The organism is Novosphingobium sp. KA1, from assembly GCF_017309955.1.
Taxonomy (GTDB): Bacteria; Pseudomonadota; Alphaproteobacteria; order Sphingomonadales; family Sphingomonadaceae; genus Novosphingobium.
In genome coordinates, this window is the sequence record NZ_CP021248.1 from 1,547,281 (window position 1) to 1,559,558 (window position 12,278).

Genomic DNA, 12,278 nt, shown 5'->3' on the forward strand with positions numbered 1-12,278 from the left:
TTTTTGCGTCCTGTTGGGTTTTACCCCTCCGCCCGCTCCGGCGCGCGGCGCAGGGCCAGCCAGAGCAGCAGCGCGCCCAGCGGCCCGAACACCACCGCCATCGTCGTCAGCGCCAGATTGAGGCCCTTGGCGCCGTAGACATGATCGGTCATCAGCCCCACCAGCACCGAGCCGAAGGCCCCGCCCGTGAGGTTCACCAGCGCCATGTAGAGCCCGGTATAAAGCCCGCGCAGCGTCGGCGGCACCACGGCCACGATCAGCACGAAGATCGAGGCCACCGACATCGAACTGACAAAAAGGTTGGCATAGGACATGAACACCGCCAGCCCGGCCGTCGGCACGATGGGCCCGATGATGGTCGTCACGCTCAGCACCGCCATCGAGGTGAAGGTCAGCCAATAGGCCGCCTTGCCGCCGAAGCGCCGGCGCAGCCAGGCGTGATAGGGATGAACGGCCAGACAGCCGGCAATGCCCGCCAGCAGGAACGCCGGGCCGTAACTCGTCGCCACCATCGCCGGCGTCATCGCGTAGGAGCGCATCAACATGGCCGGATACCAGTTGAGCAGCCCGTAATTGTTCATCGACCACGAAACGATGCCCAGCGCCAGCAAGGCGATCAGCGTGCGGTTCTCCCGAGCGAACGCCAGGGCCTCGCCCTTGGCGGGGGCGGCTGCAGCACGCGCGGCGGCGCTGTCGTCGCGCACCGTGCCCTGCACCAAGAGCGCCACCAGCAGGCCCGGCACTGCCAGCAGCAGGAACACCACGCGCCACGGCTCGGCGGTATCGATGAAGGGCAGATCGTAAGGACCGCCAGCGCTGAATTTCGCCAGCAGGTGCGCGCCCAGCATCATTGCCATGCCGCCGCCCACGTAGAGCCCGGTGGTGAACAGCCCGATCGGCTTCTGCACCTTGTCACGCGGGAAACGGCTGGAAATGATGCCGATCGCTGCCGGATTGAGCCCCGCCTCGCCCACCCCCACGAACATGCGGGCGAGGAACAGCGTCAGGAACCCGGTGGCCAGACCGCTCGCCGCCGTCGCCACCGACCAGACGAGGATGCAGGCCGCCAGAATGGTCACCCGCCGCCCCTTGTCCAGCATGCGGCCGATGAACACACCGCCGAACACGTAGAGCACGGCGAAGGCCATGCCCGTGATCGCGCCCAGTTCGGCATCGCTCAGGTCAAGGTCGCCCTTGATCGCCTCGACCAGAAAGCTGAGGATCACCCGGTCGACATAGCCCAGCACCGATACCGAAAAGAGGATCGCGACCACGTACCAGTCGTAAGCGCCCGCCTCTCTTGCAGGCTTGGGAATTGGGGCCGCCCCCGTCTGCGCCGTGCTCGCCATTCTCTTCTCCCGACCCATTCTTTGTTGTCGCTATAGTATGGCTCAGCGGCCCTGGAACACCGGAACGCGCTTTTCCCTGAAAGCGGCGATGGCTTCTTTCGAATCCTCGGTCTTCGACAGCGCATTGGTGTTGTTCTGCTCGTAGCGATAGCCGTCGCGCAGGGTCATGTTCTCGATCGTGCGCATCGAATCCTTTGCGAGACGGGTCGCCATCGGGCTCTTGGAAGCGATGGTACGGGCCATGTCCATGACCCAGGGCATCAGTTCCTCGGGAGGAAGACAGGCTTCGATCACGCCCCTGCGGTAGAGTTCCGCAGCCGGCGCGCGCCAGCCGGTCAGCATCATGCGGCGCACCATGGAATGCGGCAGGATGCGCGAGGCATGCTTGCCGCCGCCCATCAGGCCCACGTCCACTTCGGGCAGGCCGAAGACGGCGGTTTCCGAAGCGACGATGATGTCGCAGCTCGCGGCAAGGCCAAGGCCGCCGCCCAGTGCCGGGCCGTTCACGGCGGCGATCACCGGCTTGTTGCATTCGATGATGGCATAGCTCGATTCCCGCACCGCGCGGTTGCGCTTCCAGGTTGCGCCGGGGGCGGAAACGTCGGGCCGGTTCTTGAGATCGGCCCCGGCCGAGAAGCACTTGCCCGCCCCCGTCAGCACGGCAACGCGCACATCATCGCGGTCGCTGATCTCGTCGAAGGCATCGGCAAGGCCGTGGATCATGTCCATCGACTGCGCATTGACGGGCGGGTTGTCCATCGTGACCACGGCCACGTAGTCGGCGATATCCAGCTTGATCATCTTCGGCATCCTTCCTGATTGCGGCCATCTAACCGCGCTCCCGCCGCCGCCGTCGCGCACCGGCGCCGTCGGCGCGGGAGAATCCCATATGCGATGCGAGATTCAGTCCACCTCGGCCGCATCACCCGCATCGCCAAAGGCCGACCAGCCGCCGTCCACCGGCACGATGCTGCCTGTCATGTAGGCCGCACGCGGAGAGGCAAGGAAGGCCACGGCATCGGCAATCTCCGCCGGACGGCCAAGACGCCCGAGCGGAATCCGCCGCCGCACCGCGCGCAGGGACCGCTTGCCCTCCGCCTCCAGCGCCATGACGCCGGGCGTAGCGATATAGCCGGGCGCAACCGCATTCACCCGCACCCCATGCTGCGCCCATTCGCAGGCAAGCGCGCGCGTCAACGCCTCCACCCCCGCCTTGGCCGCGCAATAGCTGTTACGCCGGGGCAGACCGCCCCGCGCGGCAATCGACGAGAGATTGACGATCGCCCCGCCGCCGCCCCGCAACATGACCCGTGCCGCAGCCGTCGCCAATTGCAGCGGAGCGACAAGGTTGATCGCCAAGCCTCGTTCGAACGCACCGAGTTGCTGCTCGACGGTCGGCGCGAAATCGTCGGCGATCGCGGCGTTGTTGACGAAGACATCGATGCGGCCCTGTTGCGCAGCGATCCGTTCCATGACCTGCGTGACCGCCGCCTCGTCCGTTACATCCAGCCGCAGCCCCTGCCGGTCTGCGGGAAGCGCTTCGAGAGCCTCGGCATCGCGATCGAGCACCACCACACGCGCGCCGTCTGCGACAAAACGATCCGCCGTCGCCGCGCCGATCCCGCGCGCGCCGCCGGAAATCACGACGACCGGAGCCTGCTGCACCTCCGGCACCGGCGCGGCCGCGAGAGCCGCAGGCGCAGTGCCGCCATAAGCGCTGTAGCCGCCATCGACCGCCACGCTGGCACCGGTGACATAGCCGTTGCCCGCTGCCCAAAGCACCACCTGCGCAATGTCCTCCGGCCGCGCCATCCGCCCGAGCGGCACGCGCGCGGCAACCGAGGCTGGATCGACCCGTCCTTCAGCCACCAGCGCCTCGACGATCTCGGTCGCGACATAGCCGGGCAGCACCGCATTCACGCGCACGCCCTGCCCCGCCCACTCGCAGGCAAGCGCCCGCGTGAAGCCCAGAATGCCCGCCTTCGACATCGCATAGGGCGTGCGCCCCGGGATCGCCTGCAAGGCCGCGCCCGAGGACAGATTGACGATCACGCCGCCGCCATTGGCCAGCATCGCCCACCCGGCCTCGCGCGCGGCAAGATAGCTGCCGGTCAGGTTGACGCGCAGGATTTGCGCTGCCGTGGCGCTATCCAGTTCCAGCGCCAGAGTGCCCGCCGGATCGACGATCCCGGCATTGTTCACCAGCACATCGATCCGGCCATGCCGCGCGATGACTTGAGCGATCCCCGTGACGATGGAGGCTTCCTCTGCCATGTCCATGACCAGTGCGCTATGTGGACCGCCCAGTTCCGCCGCTGACGCGCGCACCGCCGCCTCGTCGCGGTCGGCCAGCACGACGACGGCGCCCTCCCGCGCAAACAGCCGTGCGGAGGCAAGGCCGATGCCTCTGGCCGCGCCCGTCACCAGAACTACCTTCGGTCCGTTCTGCGTCACTATCTCTCTCCCGGCAGTGCATTTTCCCGGCGAGCGAAGCATTCGCCGCGCCGCCTCTCAACCAGCCGGAAGCGAGCCCCATACCTATCACCTATGGGATAAGCCCCCGCGCCGCCCGTCCCCGGCTTGGGCCCGCGCGCAAGGCCGCCTTATGCCGCCCACCGAGCACATTTGGCCAAACACATTTGGCCAAGCACATTACGGGAGAACATCATGTCGCAACGACTGTCCGGGCGCGTCGCGCTCGTCACCGGCGCCTCGCGCGGGCTGGGCCGGGCCATCGCCGAGCTTTTCGCAGCCGAAGGTGCCGCCGTCGCCGTGCTCGATCTGAAGGAGCACTGGGCACAGACGGTCGTGGACGGCATCACCGCGCAGGGCGGCAAGGCGCTCGCCATCGGTTGCGACGTATCCGACCGGGAAGCCGTGCAGGCCGCCGTCGCGCGCACTGTCGATACCTTCGGCGGCCTCGATGTGACCGTCAGCAGCGCGATGTGGAACAAGTACGAGCCCATCGCCGATATCACCCCTGAAACGCTGGCGCGCATGTCCGGTGTAGGGTTCGACGGCATCGTCTGGATGACGCAGGCGGCGGCCCCGCACATGGCCCGGCGCGGCGGCGGATCGATGATCAACATCGCCTCGGTCTCCGCGCTCAAGGGCATGGTCAACGCACTGCTCTATTGCGGCATCAAGGCAGGCGTCGGCGGCCTGACCCGCGCGGCGGCAGTGGAACTGGGCGGGCAAGGCATCCGCGTCAACGCGATCTCCCCCGCGACTGTCGCCACCGAGGGCGTGAAAGCCATGCTTGACGAAGAGGCGCTGGCCCAGCGCAAGGCCCGCATCCCGCTCGGCCGTCTGGGCGAGACCGACGATATCGCCCAGACCGCGCTGTGGCTGGCCTCGGAAGGATCGGCCTTCGTTTCCGGCCAGATGATTACGGTCGACGGCGGCCTTGCCAACGCGATCCTTTGAACGACAAAGGGCTTCGACAGGCTCAGCCTGAGCGGAATTGAGAGCAGGCCTCTCCTTTCCGCTCAGGCTGAGCCTGTCGAAGCCCCCGCGTGCGGGGCGCTTCACATCCAGCCCGGATCGACTTCCAGAACCTCCGTCCCAGCCGCGCAGCACGCCAGCCACGCATTCACACGCGGCAATTCACACGCGGCGTAATAGCGCAGCGCCGCCGCCGTGCCTTGCTCCAGCCGCTCTCCCTTGCCCCGCGCGCTGAGCGCAAGGTCGAGCCAGATCCAGCCCACCACCGCATGGCCGAAGGCAAAGAGGAACGGGGTCGCCACTTCCAGCGCCGCATCGGCCTCGCGCAGCATTTCCAGCCCCGCCTCGACGTCAGCCCACACGGCCTTCAGCGCATCGGCCTGATCGGCAAAGCCATCCGAAGCCGCCGCCAAGGTCCCCGTGATCCGCGCCTTGAGAACGGCCAGTCCCTCGCCCTGCCTCAGCAGCTTGCGCCCCAGCAGATCGATGGCCTGAATGTCGGTCGTGCCTTCGTGGATCGGGTTGAGCCGGTTGTCGCGGTACACCTGCTCGACATCGAAGTCGCGGGTATAGCCATATCCGCCGTGAACCTGGATCGCCATGGCATTGGCCTCCAAGCCCATCTCGGACGAGAAGGTCTTCACCACCGGCGTCAGCAACGCGAGCAGCGCCGCGCTTTCGGCATCTCCGGCGTCCACCAGCCGCGCCGCATAAAAACAGAGCGCCAAGGCGCCCTCGCCCAGCGCCTTCTGCGCCAGCAACATCCGTCGCACCGCCGGATGGGCCATGATCGGCACCGAGGCGCCTTCCGCGCCCCGACCCTGCAAGCGCTCCTGCGCATAGCCGAGCGCATGGCCATAGCCCCGGCAGGCCAGCGCCGCCGCGCCCAGGCCCACGGAAATGCGCGCCTCGTTCATCATCATGAACATCTGGCGCAGGCCCTGTCCTTCCTCACCCACCAGCCAACCGGTGGCCCCGCCATTCTCGCCGAATACAAGCAGGCAATTGGGGATCGCGCGGTAGCCCATCTTGTGGTTGAGTCCGGCCACGGCAATGTCGTTGCGCAGACCGTCCGGCAACACGCGCGGCACGATGAACAGCGAGAGGCCTGCCGTTCCCTCCGGCAGACTGCCATCGGCCAAGGCCACTTTGGCCAGAACCAGATGGACGATGTTCTCGCCCACATCGTGCTCGCCGCCCGAAATCCACATCTTGGAGCCGGTCAGGCGATAGCGGCGGCCGAGGGGGTCCTCTCCCTCCCGCTCCGCGCGGGTGCGCACGGCGCCGAGGTCCGATCCCGCCTGCGGTTCGGACAGGCACATCGTCCCCAGCCAGCGCCCGGCGATCTGCGGGCGGGCAAAGGCATCGACTTGCGCGGGGCTGCCGAACTCGGCGATCAGGCGCGCATTGGCGGCCGTCAGCATCGCATAGGACGAGGTGGCAATATTGGCCGCCGCGAACCACGCGAAGCTGGCAGAGGTTACCGTGAAGGGCAGGCCGTGCCCGCCGAGATCCTCCGGGAAGCCAGCCCCGAACAGGCCAAGCCCGCCATATTCCTCGATCGCCGCCTTCACTTCCGGGTGGACGGTGACGCCCTCCGGCCCGATCTGTGGCTCCTGCGTGTCGCCCGCCTTGAAGTGGGTGAGATAGCGTTCGCGGGCCAGCGTCTCGGAAAGGTCAAGCACGGCATCGACGGTCGCCCGCTCGGCAATCTCGCCCACCGCCAGCCAGTCATGCAGGCAAAAGTCCAGAAATTCACGGTCGAGAAGGCGGGTGCTCACGACAGCAGGACCAGCGCATCGAGCGGCACCACCCCCTCGCCCGCAGGCATGACCTTGAGCGGGTTGATATCCACCCCGGCCAGCCGATCCTCGTTGGCCGCTGCAAAGCGCGAGAGGGCAGCCAGCGTCTCGGCCAGCGCCTCGATATCCGCAGGAGGCGCGCCGCGCACGCCTTGCAGCACCTTGCCCGCCGTCGTCTCGGCGATCATCCGGCGCGCTTCGGCGGTATCGAACGGCACAGCGCGGAAGGTCACGTCCTTGAGCACTTCCACCAGCACCCCGCCAAGGCCGAACATCACCACCGGCCCCAGCGTCGCATCCACGCTGATACCCGCGATCGTTTCCACGCCGCCGCCGATCATCGGGGCGACGAGAACACCCTCGATCACCGCATCGGGCATGGCGCTCCCCGCGCGTTCGAGCACGGTTGCAGCGGCTTCGCGCACGGCGGCGGCATCCTTCAGGTTGACGATCACGCCGCCCACCTCGGTCTTGTGCGCAATCTGGGGCGAGCAGATCTTGACCACGACCGGATAGCCGATGGCATCCGCCGCCGCGGCCGCTTCGTCCGGCGTCGTGACAAGGCGCTCGTCGGGGAAAGGCATTCCGGCTTCGGCAAGGACTTGCTTGGCCGTGCGCTCGCTCAGCGCACCAGTCGCGGTGATCGGCACGGGCAGCGGAACCGGCACGGATCGCGGTGCGCCAGCCTGCGCAAAGCTTTCGGTGAAACGCATCATGGCGCCCAGCGCGCGGGTCAACGCAACACTGTCCTCGAAGACGAGAAAACCGCGTTCCTCGTAAGCGCGCACGACCTCGCGCGGCGCGCTCATGGTGACGGCGCGGATCAGGCCCTCTCCTCCGGTTCCGGCGGCTTCCAGCGCTTCGGCAAGGCGGGCGGAGTAGCTGGGCAGCGCGGGCGTCGTGCCCAGAATGGCCACGAACAGATCATAGCCGCCCTGCTCCAGCACGAGTTGGATATAGCGCGTCATCAGCGGCAGGTCTGTCATCGCCTGCGCCGTCGCGTCGATAGGATTGACCGGTGAGGCATAAGGCAGCAGCGCCTTCAGTTCGGCCTGCGCCGCCTGCGGCATCGGCGTGACCGCCAGCCCTGCCTCATCGCCATCGTCGGCCATCTGGATGCCGAGCCCGCCCGACATCGAGAAGATGCCCAGCCGGTTTCCGCGCGGCAGACCGGCACGGGCGATGGCATAGGCAATGTCGATCTGCTCCGCCGTGCTGCGCGCGCGGTGGACGCCGTATTGGCGGCAGATCGCATCGAACACGCCGTCCGATCCGGCCAGTGCCGCCGTATGGCTGCCCACCGCATGCGCGCCCACTTCGGAGCGGCCCACTTTCAGCAGGACGACGGCGATCCCGCGCCTGCGTGCAAGGTCCAGCGCCTCGAAGAACACCGCGCGGTTCCGCACGCCTTCGGCATAGGCCATGACCACTTTCACGCCCTCACGGTCGATCACCCAGCGCAGGGCCTCGGCCATGTCGACGTCGCACTCGTTGCCGGTGGTGATCCAGTGGCGAATGCCAAGCCCGCGATTGCGGGCAAGCTGGGCGACATGCGAGCCATAGGCCCCGCTCTGGGAGACGATGGCGACCGGTCCGGGTTCGAGGAACCCGTCGTCCAGCATCACCGAAAACGTGCCGTAATAACCGATGGAACTATCCGCCGCGCCAAGACAGTTCGGCCCGAGCAGACGCAGCCCGCCCGCTCGGGCGATGGCGACAATGCGCGCCTGCTCCTCACGGCCTTCCTCTCCCATCTCGGCGAAACCGGCAGCGAAAATGATTGCCGCCTTCACGCCCGCCGCAACGCAGTCCTCTACCGCCTGCCGCGTGGAGGCGGCAGGGACGGCCAGCAGGGCAAGGTCCGGCACTTCGGGCAGCGCGGCGATGGAGGGCCATGCCTGCTCGCCCTGCACCGTTTCGCGCCTGGGGTTCACCGGATAGACCCGGCCCTGATAACCGCTGCCCTTCAGGTAGCGCAGCGGACGCCCGCCGATCCGCGCGGCATCGTCCGAGGCGCCGACCAGCGCGATCGAGCACGGCGCGAACAGTGCGTCGAGACCGGCGGTCGCTGCTGCGCCCTCAAGGTTTCCCGCAGGCCGGGTGTCATCGCAGATCGTCACGTCGCCTCTCTCACTCATTCCTGTTTTCCGAGCGAAAAGGCCTGCCACGGGCGCTACCGCATCGTTACCGGGGAGACGAAATGAGCCCCTGTTTCATATCCGTGATTTGCAAGCGGCGAACGTCCCTCCATCCCATCCGTGATAGCGCAGCGTTGCCGCCCCCGCCGCGCGCTATCAGCCTTGTGATATTCCCCTGCAGCACCCTGCCCGCGATTGAACGAAAGCCCCGCAGCGAGGACGTCGGTGTCCCGTCACGAGGCACTTGGCGCAGCAACACCGGCTTGCGCCAGCCGCCGAGAACGAAGAAGGCGCCAGACGCCTGGGGCCAATAACAAGGGCGCAAGACGCCGGGGTTTGTGGGAGAAGAAGAGTGAAGACGTCCTCGATCATCAAGTGCGGCCTCCTGGCGACCAGCGCCGGGTTTGCACTGTGCCAGGCTTCCGCCGCGCTTGCGCAGGAGGCGAGCGATGCGCCTGCGGCCAGCGCCCCCACCCTCGACGAGATCGTCGTCACCGCCACCAAGCGCGGACAGGCCTCCAACGTGCAGGACGTGCCGTTTGCCGTCACCGCTTTCGGCGCCCAGCAGCTAGAGGACCAGCACTTCACCACAGTGCAGAGCCTGAGCTACAACATGCCAAACGTGCAATTGAACGCCGTGGGCACGACGCCGGGCTATGCCAACTTCTCGATCCGCGGCCTCGGCATCAACAGCTCGATCCCCTCGATCGACCCGACCGTGGGCGTGTTCATGGACGGCGTCTACCTCGGCGTCAGCGCCGGCGTGGTGTTCGGCAACTTCGACATCGAGGGCCTCGAAGTGCTGCGCGGACCGCAGGGCCTGCTGTTCGGCCGTAACGTCACCGGCGGCGCGATGGTGATCCGCACCACTACGCCCAAGGACACGTTCTCGGCAGACCTGCGCGCCTCGGTGTCCTCGGGCCCCGAATACAAGATCAGCGGCGTCGTCACCGGGCCGATCGTCCAGGACAAGATCTCGGCCAAGCTGGCCGTCTACTACGACAAGGACACCGGCTATTACGTCAACGATTACAACAACAACCACGATCTCGGCAAGAACCGCACGCTGATCGTGCGCCCGGCCCTGCGCTTCACCCCGATCGACGGGTTCGAATCCGTGTTCCGCTACGAATACGGCAAGTACGACGGCGACGGTGCAGTGGCGAGCAACCACGGGCTCTATCCCCGCAACAGCTTCCACGTGAACATCGACGAAGAAGGCTTTGCCCACAACTACTGGCACATGGCCTCGAACGAGACCAACATCGACACCGCCTTCGGTGACGGCAAGATCACCAACATCATGGCCTACCGCGAATACAACGCACGGGTCTTCAACGACATCGACGCCTCGCCATCCTACGCCTTCCACTCGGGCAACACCACGCATCAGAAGCAGATGAGCGAGGAACTGCGCTGGGCCGGCACCTTCGGCAAGGTGGACGTGACCACCGGCCTTTATTACTTCACCCAGCGCATCGACTACAAGGAAGTGCGCAAGCTTTCGAACGGTGCCCGCACGCTGTCGGGCGGCGGCATCCAGAACCAGGATACCTACGGCATCTTCGGTTCGGCCGACTGGCACTTCACCGACACGCTGACGCTGAACCTCGGCGCGCGCTACACCACCGAGACCAAGGACGTGAAGGTCGCCAACCTCACCGCCACCGGCTGCGACTACGATGCGCAGACCTGCAACTACACCTTCAACGACAAGCACACCTGGAAGGGGCTGACCCCGCGCATCGGCATGCAGTGGCAGCCCGACAGCCAGACGCAGGTCTACGGCTTCTGGACGCGCGGCTTCCGCTCAGGCGGCTACAACTTCCGCAACGTCTATACCCAGGTCGATCCCGGCCCGTTCAACGACGAAGTGCAGAACTCTTGGGAAGTCGGCGTCAAGAAGGACCTCTTCGGCATCGCCCGCATCAACCTGGCCGCCTTCTGGAACACCATCGACGACGTCCAGCGCGAGATCCAGATCCCGGTCGTCGGCGTCGGCACGGCGCAGGTCATCACCAATTCGGCCAATGCCCGCATCCGCGGCCTGGAAGGCGAATTCACGCTGAAGCCGGGCGCCGGGTTCACCCTGAGCGCGCAGGCCGGCTACACCGAGGGCAAGTACACCGACGTGTTCTACGACCTCAACAACGACGGCGTGATCGACGCCAAGGACTATGGCCTCAAGCTGCCGCGCCTCGCCCCGTGGAGCTATGGCGGCACGGTTGCATGGAGCGGCGACTTCGGCGATCTGGGCGTGGATGCCCGCGTCAGCGCCAACTACCGCGATGCCGACTGGTACAACGATGCCAACACCGGCCTGATGCGCGCCGCGACCATGGTCGATGCCAACCTGACGTTCAAATATTCGAACTACAGCCTCTCGTTCTACGGCACCAACCTCCTCAACGAGGCCACTTTCGGGGCTGAGGCGCCGCTGGCGTTCTTCTCCGGATCGACCTTCTCGCCGCTCAACAAGGGCCGTGTCTACGGCGTCGAAGTCGCCGCGAAGTTCTGACGCGCCTCAGGGGCGGGTCGCCAGCGATCCGCCCCGGCGCACGGGGGCCGGCGGGCCTCTCCACCCGTACCAACTGCCCGCCGGCTCTTCTTTTCAAGGGACATGCCTGAAGCGCGGCCTTCCCCGCTTCCCCCGCCCGGCATGCCGGCACCGCCACGCGGCGCTCCGGACCGACGCGACAAACCACAAGCAAAAAGCGTCTGATCCCGCACGGGCACCACGTCCCCGAGCATCCCCAAGGGCCCATTTCCCCAGCATCCATTGTCTCCCCTGCGGAGACAGTCTGTCGACAATTTTCGGAATTATCCCGGCGCGATTGGAGGACCATATCGCCGCTGTCCCAGGAGGACAGCAATACAGGGATAACAAAAATGAAGACGTTCATCGCAGGGATTCTGGCCGCCGCATCGGTGTTTTCGGTAACGCCTGCTTTCGCGGATGCGTTCCAGGGCCCCTATGTCGGTGTGCAGGCCGGCTGGAACCATGACCGCGTACATGGCGCCGATACCGACATCGGTGACCTCGATGTTCGCGACAATCGCGATTCCTTCATCGGCGGCGCCTTCGCCGGCTACAACTACAAGATCACGCCGAACGTCGTGATCGGTGCCGAAGGCGGCTTCGACCTTGGCGCCAGCGACCGCGTGCGCGGTGCCGGCGGTGTGGTTGACCCCAACTACTCGTTCGACCTCTCGGCCCGTGCCGGCTACCTCGTTGACCAGAAGACCATGCTCTACGTGCGCGGCGGCTACGAGAACCTGCGTGCCCGCGTCTCGGACGGGGTCGTGCAGGGCCACGACACCTTCGATGGCTGGAGCGTGGGTGGCGGCGTCGAACGCGCGATCCTCGACAACGTCACCGCGCGGATCGAATATCGCTACTCGGACCTCGGCAGCAACGGCAATGGCTTCGACCGTCACCAGGCCCTGGTCGGCGTAGCCTACCACTTCTGAGGATTGAACAGGCAAAAGGCCGAAGCGCGACGATCGCGCTTCGGCCTTTCCTCTATCCCGGTGAGAGCGGGAGC

General features: G+C 66.5%; 8 protein-coding genes. 3 read left to right on the top strand and 5 right to left on the bottom strand.

What is annotated here, in order from left to right:
- Positions 1 to 20: 20 nt before the first annotated feature.
- From CA833_RS24485 to CA833_RS24495, 3 genes are all read right to left on the bottom strand, one after another.
- Complete coding sequence (locus CA833_RS24485) at positions 21 to 1,349, bottom strand: MFS transporter (RefSeq protein ID WP_207080518.1); 1,329 nt, start codon at positions 1,347 to 1,349, stop codon at positions 21 to 23.
- A gap of 42 nt (positions 1,350 to 1,391) precedes the next feature.
- Entirely contained in the window at positions 1,392 to 2,150 is a 759-nt protein-coding gene (locus tag CA833_RS24490; RefSeq protein ID WP_207080519.1) for an enoyl-CoA hydratase/isomerase family protein, read from the bottom strand.
- 102 nt (positions 2,151 to 2,252) lie between these two features.
- A complete protein-coding gene (locus CA833_RS24495; RefSeq protein WP_207080520.1) occupies positions 2,253 to 3,803 on the bottom strand; it encodes an SDR family oxidoreductase in 1,551 nt (516 codons plus the stop codon).
- A 213-nt stretch (positions 3,804 to 4,016) separates the two neighbouring features.
- Between CA833_RS24495 and CA833_RS24500 the strand changes: the two genes are divergently transcribed.
- The gene (locus CA833_RS24500; protein WP_142639058.1) at positions 4,017 to 4,775 is read left to right on the top strand and encodes an SDR family NAD(P)-dependent oxidoreductase; all 759 of its coding nucleotides are present in this window, start codon (positions 4,017 to 4,019) and stop codon (positions 4,773 to 4,775) included.
- A 101-nt stretch (positions 4,776 to 4,876) separates the two neighbouring features.
- Here CA833_RS24500 and CA833_RS24505 read toward each other — a convergent pair whose 3' ends face one another.
- A complete protein-coding gene (locus CA833_RS24505) occupies positions 4,877 to 6,574 on the bottom strand; it encodes an acyl-CoA dehydrogenase (protein ID WP_207080521.1) in 1,698 nt (565 codons plus the stop codon).
- Positions 6,571 to 8,733 (bottom strand): acetate--CoA ligase family protein, encoded by a 2,163-nt coding sequence (locus CA833_RS24510; protein WP_207080522.1) that lies wholly within the window; start codon positions 8,731 to 8,733, stop codon positions 6,571 to 6,573. Before CA833_RS24510 ends, CA833_RS24505 begins: the two co-directional genes overlap by 4 nt.
- Before the next feature lie 352 nt (positions 8,734 to 9,085).
- Here CA833_RS24510 and CA833_RS24515 point away from each other — a divergent pair, with 352 nt between their 5' ends.
- Positions 9,086 to 11,251 (top strand): TonB-dependent receptor, encoded by a 2,166-nt coding sequence (locus CA833_RS24515; protein WP_242526488.1) that lies wholly within the window; start codon positions 9,086 to 9,088, stop codon positions 11,249 to 11,251.
- A gap of 371 nt (positions 11,252 to 11,622) precedes the next feature.
- Positions 11,623 to 12,204, top strand: coding sequence for an outer membrane protein (locus CA833_RS24520; RefSeq protein ID WP_142639065.1), 582 nt, complete (start codon positions 11,623 to 11,625; stop codon positions 12,202 to 12,204).
- Positions 12,205 to 12,278 lie beyond the last annotated feature (74 nt).

What these genes read in the sequence shown, in the direction of transcription:
- CA833_RS24485 (WP_207080518.1), bottom strand. Translation starts at nt 1,349, where the DNA reads ATGGCGAGCACGGCGCAGACGGGGGCGGCCCCAATTCCCAAGCCTGCA.
- CA833_RS24490 (WP_207080519.1), bottom strand. Translation starts at nt 2,150, where the DNA reads ATGATCAAGCTGGATATCGCCGACTACGTGGCCGTGGTCACGATGGAC.
- CA833_RS24500 (WP_142639058.1), top strand. Translation starts at nt 4,017, where the DNA reads ATGTCGCAACGACTGTCCGGGCGCGTCGCGCTCGTCACCGGCGCCTCG.
- CA833_RS24510 (WP_207080522.1), bottom strand. Translation starts at nt 8,733, where the DNA reads ATGAGTGAGAGAGGCGACGTGACGATCTGCGATGACACCCGGCCTGCG.
- CA833_RS24520 (WP_142639065.1), top strand. Translation starts at nt 11,623, where the DNA reads ATGAAGACGTTCATCGCAGGGATTCTGGCCGCCGCATCGGTGTTTTCG.